Source organism: Marinobacter sp. ELB17, from assembly GCF_000169375.1.
GTDB lineage: Bacteria > Pseudomonadota > Gammaproteobacteria > Pseudomonadales > Oleiphilaceae > Marinobacter.
In genome coordinates, this window is the sequence record NZ_AAXY01000004.1 from 156612 (window position 1) to 173358 (window position 16747).

Below are 16747 nucleotides of genomic sequence, written 5' to 3' on the forward strand. Positions count from 1 at the left end.
AGGACGAGGAACGGTACTCTGGAGGGAGTTTTTAAAAGACGTTTTACGCCTGTGAGTGTATTTTTTTGTATATATAAATCATAGACTTGGAATAGTAATACCTAGCGTTAGGTAGTTTCTGGGTCAGGCTGACGCAGTAGAGGTAGCCAATCGTTGCCGGGCCATTTTGCCCAGTCGCAGCAGTTCAAACACCATCAGCAGCCACACGCCGGCCCACAACGCAGCCGACCACCACAGTATCTGTGGATGACTGAAGGGTTCGGTCCCAGCCACAAAACGCAGTAAGGTGGCTGCGGCGATAGCAATAGCTAATGGTACTGTGCGGTTCGCTGGCGGCAATTGGCGGCAAGCACGCTGCCAGGCCAGCTTCAGCATTACGCTGCCGGCCAGTGTACCCAGCGCGCCAATGGTAATCAGGTGTAGGCTGGCGCTCATCGGACGCCCACTCAATAGCGCAATACCGGAGAGTAGGCCGCCGACCACCAGCCAGCTGTAACCCACTGCGAACACCATTAGATCGGGCCGTTCCAGGCAGCGCCAGAGCTTCCAGCGTGCGAGTCTGACGGCGGTGATCAGGGCCGCTGCAACCAACAAGGCCCCGGCCGCGTGCCGCAGCGGAGGTATCAGGGAAAAAGGTAAGGCTGCGGCCAACAGAATAATTAACGTACCTTCCACCCGCGGTTGCAGGCGAGCACTCAAGGCGACGCCTTTTTTATCCAGCGTGTTGGCCACCGAAGGCGCCAATATGCGCCCGCCCATAAACGTCATCAGCAATAACAGGCCAATAATCGCCGCGTGCATGATGCGAAATGGGCCTACCTCCGCGACTTCACTTTGCCAGATAGCGGTGCGGCTCAGGCCGAATGCAACCGCCATGATTGCCAGCATGCCGATAAGTGGCCCTACCATTTTGTTGCGCCATTTTTTGGCGGCGTGAAATCGCGGCAACACCACGGCAGCCAAAGCCAGGGCAAACGCCGGGCTGAGCGCATTGGCCAACAGGGTGCCTGGCATAAACCACCAGCTGATTCTTGCCGCCAGCCACAAAGCAAATAACAGATACAGGCGCTCTGGCGATTGCCGTCCCAAGGTGTAGCCGGCAATCAATGCCAGGGCAAAGCCAAAAATCATTTCGTGGCCATGACCGGTATTCAGAAGCCCCGCAGGCCAGCCACCGCCGCCTAGCACCGCCCATACCGACAGCGGCACCGCGGCAGCGGCCAGAAGCGCTGCGGCGGGGAAAAACAGCCAGAAAGCCTGGGGGCGAAAGGTTGGCATTAGAACATCCACAAAGTGTTTGGTCGCAAGTGCTAAGGTTACTAAAATTGAGCCGTTGTAGTCGATATATCCGCCAGGTTGCTACTAGTAAGTAGGATAGGCGCAATGTTGCAGCCCCAAGCTCCGCGGCCGATAATTCACGCTCTAACTTTTCAGGTGTTCAACCATGTCTGCATTTAACGCTGTTTTTCTTGATGTCACGTCTTTGAACCAGAACGATCTTGACCTGGAACCGTTGCGCAATGTGTTCTCAAAACTAGACTGCTACGAGCACACATCTTCTGCCGAGATCATTCCGCGCCTGCAAGGCGCGCAAGTGGCGATTGTGAATAAAGTGGTTCTCAGTGCCGATGTGTTGAAGGCTTGCCCGGCTCTGAAGCTGATTCTGGTTGCGGCTACGGGATTGAATAATGTGGATTTGCAAGCCGCAGAAGAAGCCGGCGTTACGGTGTGTAATTGCCAGGGCTATGGCACCGCCACCGTTGCCCAGCACACGCTGATGTTGCTGCTAGCGATGGCGACACGTCTGCCGGACTATCAGAGCGCGGTTCGAGAGGGGCGTTGGCAAACGTCTAGCCATTTCTGCTTTCTGGATTTTCCGATTGTGGAGCTGGATGGAAAAACCCTGGGTGTTCTGGGCAGCGGTGAGATTGGCCGCGCGGTAGCGCGCCTGGGCGAAGCTTTGGGTATGCGGGTGATTGCCGCCAATCTACCGGGTCGTTTGCCAAAAGCAGGACGGCTAAGTTTGGACGAGGTACTGCAGCAGGCCGATGCCATTACGCTGCATTGCCCGTTGAATGAAAACACCCGGCACCTGATCGGCGAGGCGGAGTTGGCGAAGATGAAGCCCCACGCATTCATTGTAAACACCGCCCGAGGCGGTTTGATTGACGAGCAGGCCTTGGCTGCTGCGCTGCGCCGGGGCCACCTGGGTGGAGCGGCAACGGATGTGCTGGTCCAAGAGCCTCCGGTGGATGGCAACGTGTTACTGGCGCAGGATATTCCACGGCTGATTGTGACACCACACACTGCCTGGGGTAGCCAGGAGGCGCGGCAGCGGATCGTGGGTCAGGTGGCAGAAAATGCGGCAGCATTTCGTTCCGGGAAGCCTGTGCGGCAGGTGGTTTAAGGGTTCATCGGTAATTATAGAAACGGGTGTCAGAGTAGGCGACTTGATCTAGGTCATCTCAGTGCCTTGCTGACAGCCGGTCTACGGGTCTACATAGATCTCAGATGCATCATACTTTGATGCTGTCGCACGGAGATTCGCCATGAACCTGACCATGCTTTTGCAATTACCCTTCCACAGTAATGGCGCCTGGCACGAACTGCAGCGCCGTCAGCTATCCATTCCACTGTTGGCCTGGGCCTTGGTGCTGCCTTTATCCCTGTTGCCACCGGTGCTGCTGTATTACGCCGGCAGCCACTACGACGAACATTTTATGGCCGGCTTTGCCGGTAAAGAATGGCGCTTCATCACCACTATCCTGTTTCTTGCCGAGCTGCTGACCTTTTTCGTAATGGGCTGGCTGATTCATTCTGTCGTCGCCGGTAAAGACACGGCTATCAATTACGCCGACGCGTATCTGGTCGCAGCTATTGCGCCCGTGCCCCTTTGGCTGTCTTCGCTGGCTTTACTGGTGCCGTCTTTGGCATTCAACGTGGTGGTGGTATTTATCGCGATGGGATTGTCGTGCACGTTGATTTACCACGGGCTGAATGCACTGAGCAACAGCCCGGATACAGACGTCGAAGCCATGTCCGCTGCCTATACGGTGATGGCAGCGTCATTTCTGGCTTGGGCGTTGTTGATGGTTATGGTGTGGGCTTTCTGATTGAGCCAGCCGCGGTGATGTGTTCTAGCTGTTTTTACGGTGACCTGACGCCGCGCTTTTCAGGCGCGAGAAGGTAGCGGGTACAACCCCGAGCCAGGCAGCCAACTGGTTGTCTGGCACCCGTTTTGTGAGCTCCGGGTACTCTTCCTGCATCAGCGCATAGCGCTCGCTTGCGGGCATGGTGTGTTTTCGAAACTCGCGCATACTGGCTAATTCGGCCAGTTCTTCTGTCAGTGCCAGCGCAAATTTGGGCCATTGGCCCTCACCGTGGCTTTGCACTTCCGAGCGGAATGCAGCGAAATCTGCCACCCATGCGGTGACGGGAATACTGCTGTTCAGACATAAGGTATTTCGCACGGTGCGGCTGCGACCGAACACCGGCCAAATAATATCGCCTTCCGAAAAAAAATGATGAATGGCTACCTTACCGCTTGCGGTTTCGCGAAACATACGCACCACGCCATACTGAATCAGATAAACATTGGCCCAAGGGCGATCGTGTTTTTCCATCACAGTTTCAGCATCGATTCTGCGCACGGTGAATAAGCCGGCCAAATCACTCAGAAGCAGGCTTTCTGGCGCCGTCTTGTTGTCACTCAGGCGGATACCAAAAACCCGGCTCAAGCTGTTAAGCAAAATCGTTTCGGGGGGCGTGTGCGGCATCTTAACCATATCCGGATGTTGCTCTGACAACAGGCAAGGCGGTGAGGACATATCCGGCAGAAAAATACTGTTCATGGCGTTGCCTCCTCCTCATTTATGCAATTACTCAAACAGCCTAGCAGAAAACGTGTATTTAAAATGACTCTGATCGTTAACGTTTGATAATTTCAGTTTGGTATTAATCACGATGTCTTAAATACGCAAAAATCCGGTAATAGTTCAGCTCTGTATAGCTTTTCCGAGCTGTCTTGGGGTGAATGCGGTGCTAGACTTGCCCGCTTCAAGAATCGGGATGGAGTTTTCATGGCAGCGGCGTTGGCGCTCTTCTTCAAATTGACACCGCTCTACGTCACCGTGGTACTGGGTTGGCTGGCCGGGCGCTATTTACAAGCCAGTGGCCGTCACATTGCCGGCATCATGTTGTATATCGTAACGCCGTCTATCGTGTTTTCCGGCGTAATGGCGGCACCCTTGTCCACCGAAATTATTTTGTTGCCGTTTCTGGTGTTCGGTTTTTGCAGTTTTCTGGGCATTACCCACCAGGCATTGGCCCGCCGCTGGATTGGCGATAGCAGCGCTGCGATTATGCCGTTGTGCGTGGGCAGCCCCAACGCCGGCTATTTTGGCGTGCCGGTGGCGTTGCTGCTATTCGGCGAGGACGGGCTGGCACTCTATATTGTGTGCATGCTGGGCACGTCGCTGTACGAAAGCTCGGTGGGCTTTTATCTGGCGGCCCGCGGCCGTTACAGCGTGCCCGACGCGCTCAAACGGGTGGCACGGTTGCCGTCTGTGTATGCGTTTGGGCTGGCGGTAATGCTGAATCTGTCGGACGTTGGAATCCCGCAGGTGTTCGAACCGCTGTTTGATAATTTGCGCGGCACCTACAGTATTTTGGGCATGATGATCATCGGCATGAGCATATCCAGCTTTCGTGGGCTGGCGGGCGACCTGCGTTTCACTGCTCTGGCATTTTTCGGCAAGTTTGTATCCTGGCCGTTGCTGGCCAGTGCCTTCTGGTGGCTGGATGCGACCCATATGGGGATCTATTCAGATGCTGTGCATAAAGCCATTTTCCTGATTTCCATCACTCCGATTGCGGCCAATACGGTGGTAATCGCCACCATGCTGGACACATCGGTAAAACAGGCCGCCGGTACAGTGCTGTTGTCTACGGTAGTGGCCCTGATAACCATTCCGTTAATGGTGGCGCTGGCGTTTTAGGTGCCGGCTCCGGCGTCAACATCGTCATCAATCTTGTTGGGGCAGCGGCTGTGGTTGCGTTCCCATTGAATGGTGACGTGAGCAATATTGAAATCCTGCGCCAACATGCGGTTGGCTTGTTGGATAATATCGTCATCGTCGCGACTGTCGGGTTTTACCAGATGCACGGTCAGCGCGTTTTCGGTGGTGCTTAAAGCCCATATATGCAAATGATGCACAGACTCCACGCCGGGTAAGCGGCTGAGCGCGTCGGCAATGTTGGCCGGGTTTATAGTCCGCGGAACGGCGTCTATGGCCAGGCTGATAGAATCCTTCAGCAGTTGCCAGGTGCCGATGAAGATCACCGCGGCAATCACCAGGCTGACCACCGGGTCAATCCAGTTTGCGCCGGTCGCCATAATCAGCACGCCCGCAACCACCACGCCTACAGATACCACGGTATCTGCTGCCATGTGCAGAAATGCGCCGCGTATATTCAGGTCGCCTTTCTGGCCCTTCAGAAACAGCAGCATGGTCACACCGTTAATCAGCACGCCAATGCCCGCCACAACGATGACGGTCATGCCAGCCACTTCGGCCGGGTCGCCAAAGCGGCGTATGGCCTCCCAGGCTATACCGCCCACTGCAGCAATCAGAAACAGGGCGTTGAACAGGGCCGCCAGAATGGTGGTTTTCTTCAAGCCATAGGTGTTGCGTTCGGTTGTTTTACGCCCGGCCAGCCAACTGGCGATCCAGGCCATGAGCAAACCCAGCACGTCACTCAGGTTGTGTCCGGCATCCGCCAACAAGGCCAGTGACCCGGACAGCGCGCCAAATACCACCTCGATAATCACAAACCCCAGATTCAGCGCAACGGCTATGGCGAAGGCGCGATTGTGAGTGTTGAAATGGTCGGCGTGGCTGTGGCCATGACTGTGGCTGTGCGCCTGATTGTGATTGCGCATAAAAAAGAAGCTCTGTCGGTTGTGGGTAAACCGATTGACGTGAGGTGATGGCAACACAGGTCAAGAGCCCTCAGGGACAAGCAGCTCAGGAGCTTTTCACCTACTGGTCCATGGTATGGTAGCTAGCAAAGCTTTGCACACGCCATAAGGAGAAACATCGTGCTAAACCGGCTGCAGCGCCTGCTGGGATTGCAGACCATTCCGGGGGTGTTTTTTACCTCGGCAGGTATTGCCGTGTTGTTTGTAGCTTTGGCTATTCCCTTTGATGAGGCAGTAGCCGGTTTTTTTGGCGGTCTGACGGCCTGGGTTGCGCGCAATCTGGGTTGGTTTTACATCGCCACCGTCAGTTTTTTGCTGGTGTTTCTGCTGGGTCTGGCGTTTAGCCGCTTCGGCGCGATTCGCCTGGGTGCAGACGACTCGCGGCCGGATTACTCCAACCTGACCTGGTTTACCATGCTGTTTGCCGCCGGTATTGGCACCATCTTAATGTTCTGGGGCGTGGCCGAGCCGGTGTCGCATTTTGCCAACCCACCATTTTCGGATGTGCTCCCCGGCAGTGACCGTGCCGCCCGCGATGCGATGGCCCTATCTTTGTACCACTTCGGGCTTCACACCTGGACGATTTTCGCCATGCCCGGCCTCGCCATCGCTTATTTTGCCTATCGCCATCACTTACCCATGCGCATCAGCAGTCTGTTCTATCCGGTTTTAGGTGACCGAATAAACGGGCCTTTGGGCTGGGCGGTAGATGTGACTGCGGTGCTGGGCACTTTGTTCGGGGTAGCAACGTCGTTAGGCCTGGGCACGTTGCAGTTAAACAGCGGTTTGAATTATTTGCTGGGCGTGCCGGTATCCGGTTCTGTACAGGTGATGTTAATTGCGGTTATTGCCAGTATTGCCGCGGTGTCGGTGGCCTTGGGGCTGGATAAGGGCGTACGTCGCCTGTCGCAGCTGAACATCGTGCTAGCTGCCACGCTGGTGATTTTTGTGGCGGTGGTGGGGCCAACCGTGTTTATAGCCGAAGGCATGGTGCAAAGCGTAGGTGACTATTTAGACGCTTTGCCATGGCTGGCGTTCTGGACCGAAACCTTCAGCGAAACCGACTGGCAACGCAACTGGACGCTGTTTTACTGGGCCTGGACCATTTCCTGGGCGCCTTATGTGGGCATCTTTATTGCGCGAATTTCCCGCGGCCGCACCATCCGCGAATTTATTGCGGGTGTGTTGCTCGCCCCCACGGTGTTCACCCTGGTGTGGTTTGGGGTGTTTGGTTTGTCGGCCATCCACGTAGAGATGAACGGCCAGGTCGCGTTGGCCGCGCAGGTTGAGCAAAACCCAGCCGTCGCCATTTTTGCTTTTTTGCAAGCTTTGCCCTTTGCGCAGTTTTCATCATCGCTGAGCATCATCATTATCGTGATTTTTTTCACCACCTCGTCAGATTCCGCGTCGCTGGTGATTGACATGCTGACCCGCCGTGACGATCAGCCATCGCTGGTGCGCCAGCGCATATTCTGGGCTGCAGCCCAAGGCGTGGTGGCGGCAAGCCTACTGCTGGCAGGGGGGTTAGATGCGTTGCAGAATGTGATTACGGCGCTGGGATTGCCGTTCTGCATTTTGCTGATTTTTATGGCGGTGTCGCTGTTCAGAGCGTTGCGCGCAGACAGCCGCGGTTATTCGGTTGATGAACTGGTGCAAGGCCGTGCCTATGCGCCTGTGTCATCTAACAAAGACGTTAAACAGGAGCATCACGATGTTTCATAAAATATTGTTGGCGATTGACACCGAAGACGACGACGAAGCCAAGCGCACGTTGGCCGAAGGCGTTCGTTTGCTGGCTGAGGGCGGCGAGCTGCATCTGGCCAGCGTGTTCAGCCCGGGCGAGGCAGGATTTTTTCCTCACGTGAGTGACGATACTCCGGAAGACCGCGAGAAGGTGGTGCGGGACAAACTGAACCTGCTGGCGCGCAAATACCTGCCGATGAACCAGGCTGCGCATTTACACGTGATGTGCGGTACACCCTCGGAAAAGCTGGTGGCGCTGGCGGCACAGGCTGAGGTCGATTTGTTGCTATTGGTGTCCCGCGGCCCGGGGGGACTCTGGCCGCTGCGCAGGGCTACGGTGGAATACGTTACCGTGAATGCGCCCTGCGCAGTATTGGTCATGCCGTTTGTAGCTGTGGCCCAAAGCGTCGGGGCCAGCAGTACACCGTCTGGCAATGAAGAGGCCGAAGAAAACCGCTGATCATCTGTTTCAGGCCCGGCTTCAGGGTTGATTTTAACAACCGCTTCAGGATCGGCGCTCCTGGGCCAGCGCGCTAATGTCATCACGAATTTGCGCCACGGTCAGGTCGGGCCTTAACAACAGCCGCGCCTTACCACGAGTATCGAACACATACACACCGGCGCTGTGAGACACATTGTAGTTGTTGTTCTCATCCGGCTCGTCGTAACCGAAGGTGGTGCGATAGCGCTTTACCAGCTGCCTTAGCTGGGGCTCGCTGCCGGTCACGCCGGCAATCCGGTCACCGTAGAACTGGGTGTAGGCGGCAATCTGTTCAGGTGTGTCCCGGTTCGGGTCTACGCTGACAAACATAATGGTTACCCGTTCACGCTCGTTTTCCGGCAGCTTGTCTACGGCTTGGGATAGCCTTGCCAGCGTGGTGGGGCAAATGTCCGGGCAATGGGTGAAACCAAAAAACACCAATCGCACCTGGCCTTCAGAGTCGCTGGCGTTTACTGCTTCGCCCTGGGTGTCTATAAGCTCGAATTCCAAAGGCGGCATTAAATTGCTGATGTCTTTGCCGTGCCATTCACGGACGCTCTGATCACAGCCAACCAGGGCGAAGGTAGCGAGCAATAGCGCTATCAGAGCGGCGATTCTTGTACCTGAAATAAAAGTCGGCATAACGGTATGTTCCTCTCGAGTGTTTCTCTCAGGTGTTCATGTGCCCTGATGGTTGGGTCAGCGCTGTGGCCTGTTTTGGGTAACGGCCATCTTCGTACATGGCCCGGCGTAAAATAATCAGAATACCCAGCACGCTCATCATCGCCGGCGGAATCCAGGTCAGCAAGCCGCCAAGTAGCTGGTCGGTCTCTGGCGCCAGCGGCCAGGCGCGGCCGCACACCTCGTAAACGTCGTACACCATGCCCCGTGAAAACACGATCCAGGCGCCTAGCAGCATTTGCGGAACCGCCACCAACGCCAGCAGCAGCATTCGTTTGCCGTAGCCCAGAGCGTTGGATATGTAAGGGGAACGGGGATCGAGTATCAGCCACCAGAACAGCAGGCCATCTAACAGCATGCTCCAGTTCATGACCCAGTACAGCTGGCGGCTTAGCATGGCGTCGAAGTGGATGCTGGGCGACAGCCAGAAATAAACCAGGCCCACGAACAACACTGGCGCTACGACCGGATGTTGTAAAACGCGGTAGCTCAGCCGCACGGGCGCTAGCCACGGCAGCGTGCTGCGAGGGATTTTTCGGCCCCAGAAACGCATTACCGGTAACGGGTTAGACAGGGCGATCAGAAACGGGCCCAGGTGGTGCAGAATCAGATGCTGACCCCGATGTACAAAAAACATGTATTGGGAATAGTAATCGAAAGCGGTTTGCATCACCGCGTAACACAACATCACGCCGACCACGAAGGTGACAATGCGCCCGGGGCCCGGGCGCTCACTATCGGGCATGCGTAGAAGCGCCACGCCATAAAGCGCCAACACTAGCGCATAACTGGCGATGGTCAGGGGTGAAAAATCGTAAGGCAGCAGGGCTTTGACGCCGTTCATAAGTGCGACTCGAAATGGCTTTGTTGCAAGCGCTGGCGCGAATTCGTTGTTTTCCTGGGTAGATTGTTGATCGTCGTTGTTTTTAATTCAAGTAGACAGCCTACCTAACCTTAGGTATCACCAAAAATAGGTTGTGAAGAGCGGGCTTTTAAACCAGTATTAAATATGAATTTTATAGATTGCGCCAGTCACTAAGGATTTCTGCAGATGACGTTTTACCACCCTGTAGGTAATGAAATTGAACTCTTCCATGCCGCCGCGAATAACGGTCTGCCGGTTCTGATCAAAGGTCCAACAGGTTGCGGGAAAACCCGCTTTGTTCGTTATATGGCCGAACAACTGAACCGACCGATTTATACCGTCGCCTGCCACGACGATCTGACGGCAGCTGACTTGGTGGGGCGGCATCTGATTGGCCCGCAAGGCACCTACTGGCAGGACGGCCCGCTGACCCGTGCCGTTCGTGAAGGCGGCATTTGTTATTTGGATGAAGTCGTAGAAGCGCGCAAAGACACCACGGTTGTACTGCACCCGCTGGCGGACGACCGCCGCGAGCTGCCGATTGAGCGCACCGGTGAGCTGCTGACGGCAGCACCGGGTTTTATGCTGGTTGTGTCCTATAACCCGGGTTATCAAAGTCTGTTGAAAGGCATGAAACCAAGCACCCGCCAACGATTTGTATCGCTGCGGTTTGATTATCCTTCGGCGGAGATAGAACAAGCCATCGTGATGGAAGAATCCGGTTGTGACCGCGACCTGGCAAAGCAACTGGTTAGCCTGGCAACAGCGCTGCGTAACCTAAAAGACCACGATCTGGAAGAAGCCGCATCCACGCGGTTGCTGATTCACACAGCTCTGCTGATACGGGCCGGTTTGCCAACAGCGGTCGCCTGTCGCGCGGGCATGATTGAGCCGCTTTCAGACGACGAAGCAACAGTCAGTTCTTTAATGGAGGTGGTATATGCAGTATTCGGGCGCCCAGACGAAACCCGCTAGCGGAGCGGTTGTACCGGTTATCTGGTACCTGCTGAATTTATTGGCAATGCCGGTTATCGGTTTTGTGATCTTGCTCTGGATGTATGTCGGAAGTTCCGGGGTTAACGAACTGCGCCGTGCTCACACGCGAGCGGCTCTTTATATGTCGCTAATCGGCTTCACTTTGATCAGTTCGGGCGTTGCTATCAGTTGGACGTTCTTCACCGATGTAGGGCATTTCGGGACCTTTGCCCTGGTGTGGGCCATCGCGTTGCACACTGGCTTTGTGCTTTGGGGAATGGTTTCTTTGGCGCAAGCCATCTCTGATAAGAGGCCTTTATTTCCGGCTCGGTGGCTCTGACTCAGGAGCTGGAGAGAGTTAAATCACTCAAGTGATTGCATGAAACCCGGCAACTGCAACAATCACCATAGGCGCCCATAGTTGGGCCGCCAACCGCCATCCGCGCGGTGCCTTTTTCATCTCCATGAAGTGGTCCACCAGCAGCAAGGATTTCACGATCACCATCCCGAAAACCAGCCAGGCCAGAAATTCAGGGCTTATACCGGCTTTAAGCGCAATGACCGGCAAGGCCGTGCAAATCATCAAAGCAAAATAAACCGTCAGCATTATTAGCCCTCTCTAAGCCAGTACGTAAAGCATCGGAAACAGTGCCAGCCATACCAGATCCACCATGTGCCAATAGGAGGCGCCAGATTCGATGCCGTTCATGTCGGAGCCATCGTAGTCTCCGTTGCCTATTTTTACGGCAAGCACCATCAAAACAATCTGCCCCAGTATCACGTGCATAAAGTGGAAGAAGGTCAGGAAGAAATAAAACATGAAGAAGGTATCTGTGCCGAGGTTATAGCCCTGGCTGTACAGATCCACGTATTCATAAAGTTTGCCAACGGTGTAAATGCAGGAGACAGCAACCGCAAGCCACAGGCGCCACTGCACGCCGGAGAGCTTGTCACGAAATTGGTGAACCGCAGTCGCGACCAGATAGCTGGAGCTGATCAGTGCGAAGGTATTCAGCAGCCCGATCCAGGGGTGCAAAAGCTCGCGGCCGGCGTGGAAGGTAGCTGGGTCGAGGCTGCGGGCCACGGCAAAACCGATGAGCATGACTCCAAATACCGCCAGCTCGGCGAAAATGAACATCCACACGGCGATGTCGCCGGGAAGCTGATGGCGATCGAACTCCGGCTCAAGAATCAGACCTGTCATATCACTGTGTCAGGTTCAGGTAGAGTTTGGGGAGCTGCAACGGCAGCTGTGCCGGGTCGCGAATCACCACGTAATTATTGCTGCCGAAGACATAGGGCAGGTACTCGCTGGCCTCGTCATCAATGGTGACGCAAAACGGTGTCAGGCCAGCTTTGATGGCTTCCTGCACCGCCATGCGTGTGTCTTCTACACCGTAGCGGCCTTCATAGAGATCCAAATCGTTGGGCTTGCCATCGGTCAGCAGCAACAGGACCTTCTGCTGTTCGTGGCGCGCCCCTAAAAGCTTGGTAGCCTGACGAATCGCGGCGCCCATGCGGGTATAAAAGCCCGGTTCCAGCGCCTGAATTCGGCCCCGAATGGTGCTGGTATAGGCTTCATCAAAACCCTTCAGGTGATGAAATCGCACGTGGTCGCGCCGTCGCGATGAAAACGCAAACAGCGCGAAGGGGTCGCGGCTGGCCTGTAAGGCTTCGCTGAGCAGTTGCAAGCCGTCCCGGGCAATGTCGATGACGCGCTGATGGTTGTTTATATAGGTCTCGGTTGAGAGCGACACATCCGCCAGCACCAAGCAGGCAAGGTCGCGCTGGCTTTGTTGGCAGCGGCGGAACAGCTTCTGATCGATTGCGCCCTGGCTGCGCCGGTTCTGAACCTCCCTTTCCAGGCAGGCGTCCAGGTCCAGCTCGTCTCCGTCCAGCTGACGTTTGTGCCACTGTTTGAGGGGTTTTAGCGCGCTGAACTGGCGCTGCAGAAGTTTGGCGGGTCGGCGCAGTGCTTCCGGAAGCTCCGCAGGCGCGGCATCTTTTGCCAGCATCGGTTGCACGCAGCAGAATGCTTCCCGGTAGCTCTGGCTGCGCCAGTCCCACTCCGGCAAATGAATGCCCGGGCCAAGGCGCAGGTCGTCGTGTTCTTCCGAGGGCAGATCCAGGTCAAACTTGATAGACGACGACGTCTCCTTGCGGTCATTGGACACAGAGATCATGTCCATATCGTCTGCAACTGCCTCGGCATCTTCTTCCTTGGTGTCGTCGCCGGCTCGGTCAACCGGAATGAAGTCGGTCCAGGAAAACAGACTTTCCAGACGAAAAATCATCAGCCCCTGATCGCGATCAAAAGCGTCCACTCGTTCTGCCTGGCGGCGCTTGTTCTTTTTGGTCCGCCCCCCGGGGCTGGATTGAGTATCTTCATCGCCGGTGACCGGTCCGTTGGCTTTCTCCTGTTCCAGAGCCGGGTATAACCAAAGAATGACCGGCCAGGGATCGGTTCCCGCAGCGGGCAGGGCAGGAACACTGCCCGGATGGATAAGCGCCTGGCGGATTGCCTGTTCACGGATGGCTTCCCCGGCCGAAAGGCTTTCTGGTTCGGGGCGCCCGCGCAAAACCTGTTTTACCAGGCGTTGATAAACACCTTCCAGCCCCGGCCAACGCGCGATCACATCCTGAACCAGCGCCTGATTGCCGGTAAACCAGTCACGATCAGCCGGAGCCGGGTTAGCGGCGAGTGCGGCCAGCCATATATAGAGTTCCCGGTTCAGGCGTTTGGAAGGGAATTTAGCCACTCTTTCCGGCAGGCGCAGATTTTGCTCATCCCGCCAGGCCAGTTCAAATTTGCGGTGTGTTCCGGCGATTTTGTGCAAAAATCGTCGGCGCAGGCGAAAGTGCCTGGGTTCTGCCGTCACCAGACTTAGCGCCGGATCGCCGCCGAAGGCGCGGAAAACAATGCCCAGGCTGCGAGCTTCGTCTTTTAGATACACGGCGTGCTCGGGGAATTCCCCCAGAGCCTGGCGGGTAATGTATTCGTGCCACTTGTAGCCGACCCACTCTTCCATCTTAAGTTTCTCTCATCTCAGACGCTGTTCAGCCCGCTGTCTGGCGGGTTTGCTGCCAAGCTGGTGGCTGGGAATCAGAACAGTCTGCCGGCTGGGCTCGCCCGGTTGCCAGTGCAGCAGGCTGCCTTCTGGGTTGTTTTTTTGCACCTCACGGCAGGCGCTCACGCATTGCAGGCACTGGGTGCAGGAAAACTTTGCGCGTTTATGGCTGCGAGTAGGCAGGCGCATAGGGCAAGCCTCGTCGCAGGCTTTTGTGCAGTCGCGGCAGGCCTCGGCGCGGCGGGTGTCAAAGGTCACTAGCTGCCCGCGGCCATGGGCCATCCAGGCAATACTCTGTACGACGCCGAACACGCAACCGTATTTGCAAAAAAGATGGCGGGCAAACAGAAAGTCCAGCGTGAAAGCCGTGGTTGCTGCGGCGAGAAAAATGCTCGGGTAAAACGCCAGGTTGCCAGTGATCAAGTCCGTATATAACGGAATGGGTGGCAATAGGTAAGAAAGCAGAGCGAGGGCCCAAGAAAAACCAATCAGACCGCAAACTAGTGACAAGCCCGCCCAGTGTATGACCTTGCCGCGGCGGCCTTTTTTAAGGGCTTCCCAGAGTGTCGGGCGGCCGGTAATACGTGTCATCAGTTGGTTGATTGTTTCCACTACAGAGAAATGCGGGCACAGCCAGCCGCAGTATATTCGTCCCCACTTCCAGGCAACCCAGAGTACAAGGGGAACCAGCACCAGAATGGGAAGAATGAACCACAGCAGTATCTGGCTGGCGACGTCTACAGGAGAACTTTGCACCACCCAGTCGAGATTCAGATTGAACGAGAGCGGAAAACCAAGTAATACAAACCGGGTCTCCGTCAGGTCATAGCGAAAGATATTCAGCACCGGTGCCAGCAGGAACAACCCGAAGAAAGCAGCACGGGTGATCAGCCGCTTGTCCTGAAGTGTGTCTTTGGGATTCGCGTGCTGCACGGTCACAATTGCGTTCCGGATAAGCAGGGCCGGAAACGTGTTCCGGCCCTATGGATTTACCCTATGGGTTTCAGGGTGGCGGGCTTACGCGTCCTGACGTGCGGGGCCACGAACTTCGTCGTCAAAAGACGCTTGTCCCTTAATGAAGAAGCTGCAGAAGTACACTACCAACCCGCCGGAAAAGAAGCAGCCAGCGATCAGGCGCGCCCAGTAAAACACTGCGATCTTGTCCTGGGTGACCATAAACGACAGTGCTTCACCGCTTTCTGGCATACGTTGCAGCCAGATTTGCAGGATGCCTGCACCCGTCAGGAACAGGGTGATGAACACCATGGAGATGGTCATCAACCAGAACCCCCACATTTCCACCACCTGGGCCTCGTTGCTGTTGCCGTAAGGGCGGCCGCGCATGATTGGCATGGCGTAGGAAATGATGGTGAGCACGATCATCACATAGGCGCCGTAGAACGCCATATGGCCATGGGCCGCAGTGATCTGACTGCCGTGGGTGTAGTAGTTTATCGGTGCCAGCGTATGCAGAAAGCCCCACACGCCTGCTCCCAGAAAAGCCATCACAGCAGTGCCCATAGCCCACAGAGTCGCGGCCTTATTGGGGTGATTACGTTTGCGCCGGTTGATCATAGTGAAGGCAAACAGCACCATCATGAAGAACGGAATCGGTTCCAGTGCGCCGAACACCGAGCCCAGCCACAGCCAGTATTCGGATGGCCCGATCCAGAAGAAGTGGTGACCGGTGCCGATGATGCCGGTAATCAACGCCATGGCAATGATGACGTACAGCCACTTCTCGATGACTTCCCGGTCTACGCCAGTGATTTTGATCAGCACAAAGGCCAGGATGGCGCCCATGATCAGTTCCCACACGCCTTCAACCCACAGGTGTATTACGAACCACCAGTAGTACTTGTCGGTGGTCAGGTTTTCGGGGTTGTAGAAGGAGAACATCCACAGCACGGTCAGGCCGATCAGCCCAGTGATCAGTATAATATTGACCACGGTTTTGCGGCCTTTGAGGGCAGTCATCAGAATATTGAACAAAAACCCGATGAACACCAGGGCCAAGCCCATTTTGGTAATAGTCGGTTGTTCCAGAAACTCCCGGCCCATGGTGGGCCACAGTTTGTTCATGGTGATGTCCGCCAGAGTGGCGTAATCCACAAACAGGTAACCCAGAATGGTCAGCGTGCCGGCAACGGCAAATACCCAGAACAGAATCCGCGCAAGCAGCGGGCTGTATAGCTCGGTTTGCGCTTCTTCCGGTACCAGATAATAGGTTGCGCCCATAAAGCCGAACAACAGCCAGACGATCAGCAGATTGGTATGAACCATGCGTGCAACGTTGAAAGGGATTTCCGGGAACAGAAAGTCACCCACCACGTATTGCAGGCCCAGAATCAGACCGAAAACGATCTGGCCGGCAAACAGAATTAAGGCAAAGATGAAGTAGGGCATGGCGACCCGCTGAGACTCGTATTTCATATTTTTTCCTTAACCTTCGATGTTGGGTGGCCAGCCGTTATCGTCAATCTTGGACGTCCATTCGAGGAACGATGCCAGATCTTCGATTTCCTGGTCTGTAAGGTTGAATTGCGGCATTTGCCGGCGGCCGGGTGCGTTGGTGGGCATAGCGTTCATCCAGGCGTTCATGTACGCCTTGAACACGTCGCTGTTGCCGGCGCCGCGGCGGTCGAATACGTTGGCCAATTCCGGTGCAAAGTAAGCGCCTTCACCCATAAGAGAATGACAGCCAACGCAGTTGTTGTTTTCCCAGACGTGTTTGCCATTAACAACCTGCTCGGTGAGCTGGTCCCGGTTATCTCGCTCGGGCAACGCCCGCGATTGAGTGTCAAAAGTCAGAATCAGAAACAGCAGGATGAAGAACGTGCTTCCTCCCAAATAGATGTTTCTGGCCATGCTTTTGGTAAAGCGTTCGGCCATTGGAATGCCCCCTTGGTTGATTTGAACTACCTGACGAACTCATTAATGAGCCAAAAAGATGT

The 16747-nt window shown here is 55.6% G+C and carries 18 protein-coding genes; 7 read left to right on the forward strand and 11 right to left on the reverse strand.

Annotated elements, in window-relative coordinates; genetic code table 11:
* Positions 1-123: 123 nt before the first annotated feature.
* Positions 124-1278, reverse strand: a complete 1155-nt coding sequence (locus MELB17_RS07050) for an NnrS family protein (protein ID WP_007349484.1) — start codon at positions 1276-1278, stop codon at positions 124-126.
* A gap of 166 nt (positions 1279-1444) precedes the next feature.
* Between MELB17_RS07050 and MELB17_RS07055 the strand changes: the two genes are divergently transcribed.
* Entirely contained in the window at positions 1445-2407 is a 963-nt protein-coding gene (locus MELB17_RS07055; RefSeq protein ID WP_007349485.1) for a 2-hydroxyacid dehydrogenase, read from the forward strand.
* A 142-nt stretch (positions 2408-2549) separates the two neighbouring features.
* Positions 2550-3113 (forward strand): Yip1 family protein, encoded by a 564-nt coding sequence (locus MELB17_RS07060; protein WP_007349486.1) that lies wholly within the window; start codon positions 2550-2552, stop codon positions 3111-3113.
* A 24-nt stretch (positions 3114-3137) separates the two neighbouring features.
* On the opposite strand, the gene MELB17_RS07065 is transcribed toward MELB17_RS07060, so the two are convergent.
* The gene (locus MELB17_RS07065; RefSeq protein WP_007349487.1) at positions 3138-3851 is read right to left on the reverse strand and encodes a Crp/Fnr family transcriptional regulator; all 714 of its coding nucleotides are present in this window, start codon (positions 3849-3851) and stop codon (positions 3138-3140) included.
* A gap of 228 nt (positions 3852-4079) precedes the next feature.
* On the opposite strand from MELB17_RS07065, the gene MELB17_RS07070 reads away from it, so the two are divergent.
* The gene (locus MELB17_RS07070) at positions 4080-4997 is read left to right on the forward strand and encodes an AEC family transporter (protein WP_007349488.1); all 918 of its coding nucleotides are present in this window, start codon (positions 4080-4082) and stop codon (positions 4995-4997) included.
* Here MELB17_RS07070 and MELB17_RS07075 read toward each other — a convergent pair.
* A complete protein-coding gene (locus MELB17_RS07075; RefSeq protein ID WP_007349489.1) occupies positions 4994-5941 on the reverse strand; it encodes a cation diffusion facilitator family transporter in 948 nt (315 codons plus the stop codon). The two genes, MELB17_RS07070 and MELB17_RS07075, sit on opposite strands and share 4 nt — an antisense overlap.
* A gap of 159 nt (positions 5942-6100) precedes the next feature.
* Between MELB17_RS07075 and MELB17_RS07080 the strand changes: the two genes are divergently transcribed.
* Both MELB17_RS07080 and MELB17_RS07085 read left to right on the forward strand, forming a co-directional pair.
* A complete protein-coding gene (locus MELB17_RS07080) occupies positions 6101-7702 on the forward strand; it encodes a BCCT family transporter (protein ID WP_007349491.1) in 1602 nt (533 codons plus the stop codon).
* Positions 7692-8183 (forward strand): universal stress protein, encoded by a 492-nt coding sequence (locus MELB17_RS07085; protein ID WP_007349492.1) that lies wholly within the window; start codon positions 7692-7694, stop codon positions 8181-8183. The genes MELB17_RS07080 and MELB17_RS07085 overlap by 11 nt, the downstream gene beginning before the upstream one ends.
* Before the next feature lie 45 nt (positions 8184-8228).
* On the opposite strand, the gene MELB17_RS07090 is transcribed toward MELB17_RS07085, so the two are convergent.
* Both MELB17_RS07090 and MELB17_RS07095 read right to left on the reverse strand, forming a co-directional pair.
* Complete coding sequence (locus tag MELB17_RS07090) at positions 8229-8846, reverse strand: SCO family protein (RefSeq protein WP_007349493.1); 618 nt, start codon at positions 8844-8846, stop codon at positions 8229-8231.
* A 28-nt stretch (positions 8847-8874) separates the two neighbouring features.
* Positions 8875-9729 (reverse strand): cytochrome c oxidase assembly protein, encoded by an 855-nt coding sequence (locus tag MELB17_RS07095; RefSeq protein WP_007349494.1) that lies wholly within the window; start codon positions 9727-9729, stop codon positions 8875-8877.
* A 207-nt stretch (positions 9730-9936) separates the two neighbouring features.
* Between MELB17_RS07095 and MELB17_RS07100 the strand changes: the two genes are divergently transcribed.
* Together MELB17_RS07100 and MELB17_RS07105 are read left to right on the forward strand one after the other, a co-directional pair.
* Positions 9937-10725 (forward strand): CbbQ/NirQ/NorQ/GpvN family protein, encoded by a 789-nt coding sequence (locus MELB17_RS07100; protein ID WP_007349495.1) that lies wholly within the window; start codon positions 9937-9939, stop codon positions 10723-10725.
* The gene (locus tag MELB17_RS07105) at positions 10691-11065 is read left to right on the forward strand and encodes a hypothetical protein (protein WP_007349496.1); all 375 of its coding nucleotides are present in this window, start codon (positions 10691-10693) and stop codon (positions 11063-11065) included. The genes MELB17_RS07100 and MELB17_RS07105 overlap by 35 nt, the downstream gene beginning before the upstream one ends.
* Before the next feature lie 27 nt (positions 11066-11092).
* On the opposite strand, the gene MELB17_RS07110 is transcribed toward MELB17_RS07105, so the two are convergent.
* The 6 genes from MELB17_RS07110 to MELB17_RS07135 form a co-directional block, all read right to left on the reverse strand.
* A complete protein-coding gene (locus tag MELB17_RS07110) occupies positions 11093-11332 on the reverse strand; it encodes a cytochrome C oxidase subunit IV family protein (RefSeq protein ID WP_007349497.1) in 240 nt (79 codons plus the stop codon).
* Positions 11333-11344: 12 nt separating this feature from the next.
* Complete coding sequence (locus MELB17_RS07115; protein WP_007349498.1) at positions 11345-11929, reverse strand: cytochrome c oxidase subunit 3; 585 nt, start codon at positions 11927-11929, stop codon at positions 11345-11347.
* A 1-nt stretch (position 11930) separates the two neighbouring features.
* On the reverse strand, positions 11931-13754 hold the full coding sequence (locus MELB17_RS07120; protein WP_007349499.1) for a nitric oxide reductase activation protein NorD: 1824 nt from the start codon (positions 13752-13754) through the stop codon (positions 11931-11933).
* Between the two features lie 12 nt (positions 13755-13766).
* Complete coding sequence (locus MELB17_RS07125) at positions 13767-14732, reverse strand: 4Fe-4S binding protein (protein ID WP_007349500.1); 966 nt, start codon at positions 14730-14732, stop codon at positions 13767-13769.
* 78 nt (positions 14733-14810) lie between these two features.
* Positions 14811-16226 (reverse strand): cbb3-type cytochrome c oxidase subunit I, encoded by a 1416-nt coding sequence (locus MELB17_RS07130; protein ID WP_007349501.1) that lies wholly within the window; start codon positions 16224-16226, stop codon positions 14811-14813.
* Positions 16227-16235: 9 nt separating this feature from the next.
* The gene (locus tag MELB17_RS07135; protein ID WP_007349502.1) at positions 16236-16685 is read right to left on the reverse strand and encodes a c-type cytochrome; all 450 of its coding nucleotides are present in this window, start codon (positions 16683-16685) and stop codon (positions 16236-16238) included.
* Positions 16686-16747: the final 62 nt, after the last annotated feature.

Excerpts from the sequence above, each read along its gene's own strand:
- MELB17_RS07050 (WP_007349484.1), bottom strand. The coding sequence starts at position 1,278 with ATGCCAACCTTTCGCCCCCAGGCTTTCTGGCTGTTTTTCCCCGCCGCA.
- MELB17_RS07055 (WP_007349485.1), top strand. The coding sequence starts at position 1,445 with ATGTCTGCATTTAACGCTGTTTTTCTTGATGTCACGTCTTTGAACCAG.
- MELB17_RS07060 (WP_007349486.1), top strand. The coding sequence starts at position 2,550 with ATGAACCTGACCATGCTTTTGCAATTACCCTTCCACAGTAATGGCGCC.
- MELB17_RS07065 (WP_007349487.1), bottom strand. The coding sequence starts at position 3,851 with ATGAACAGTATTTTTCTGCCGGATATGTCCTCACCGCCTTGCCTGTTG.
- MELB17_RS07070 (WP_007349488.1), top strand. The coding sequence starts at position 4,080 with ATGGCAGCGGCGTTGGCGCTCTTCTTCAAATTGACACCGCTCTACGTC.
- MELB17_RS07075 (WP_007349489.1), bottom strand. The coding sequence starts at position 5,941 with ATGCGCAATCACAATCAGGCGCACAGCCACAGTCATGGCCACAGCCAC.
- MELB17_RS07085 (WP_007349492.1), top strand. The coding sequence starts at position 7,692 with ATGTTTCATAAAATATTGTTGGCGATTGACACCGAAGACGACGACGAA.
- MELB17_RS07090 (WP_007349493.1), bottom strand. The coding sequence starts at position 8,846 with ATGCCGACTTTTATTTCAGGTACAAGAATCGCCGCTCTGATAGCGCTA.
- MELB17_RS07095 (WP_007349494.1), bottom strand. The coding sequence starts at position 9,729 with ATGAACGGCGTCAAAGCCCTGCTGCCTTACGATTTTTCACCCCTGACC.
- MELB17_RS07100 (WP_007349495.1), top strand. The coding sequence starts at position 9,937 with ATGACGTTTTACCACCCTGTAGGTAATGAAATTGAACTCTTCCATGCC.
- MELB17_RS07105 (WP_007349496.1), top strand. The coding sequence starts at position 10,691 with ATGCAGTATTCGGGCGCCCAGACGAAACCCGCTAGCGGAGCGGTTGTA.
- MELB17_RS07110 (WP_007349497.1), bottom strand. The coding sequence starts at position 11,332 with ATGCTGACGGTTTATTTTGCTTTGATGATTTGCACGGCCTTGCCGGTC.
- MELB17_RS07115 (WP_007349498.1), bottom strand. The coding sequence starts at position 11,929 with ATGACAGGTCTGATTCTTGAGCCGGAGTTCGATCGCCATCAGCTTCCC.
- MELB17_RS07120 (WP_007349499.1), bottom strand. The coding sequence starts at position 13,754 with ATGGAAGAGTGGGTCGGCTACAAGTGGCACGAATACATTACCCGCCAG.
- MELB17_RS07130 (WP_007349501.1), bottom strand. The coding sequence starts at position 16,226 with ATGAAATACGAGTCTCAGCGGGTCGCCATGCCCTACTTCATCTTTGCC.
- MELB17_RS07135 (WP_007349502.1), bottom strand. The coding sequence starts at position 16,685 with ATGGCCGAACGCTTTACCAAAAGCATGGCCAGAAACATCTATTTGGGA.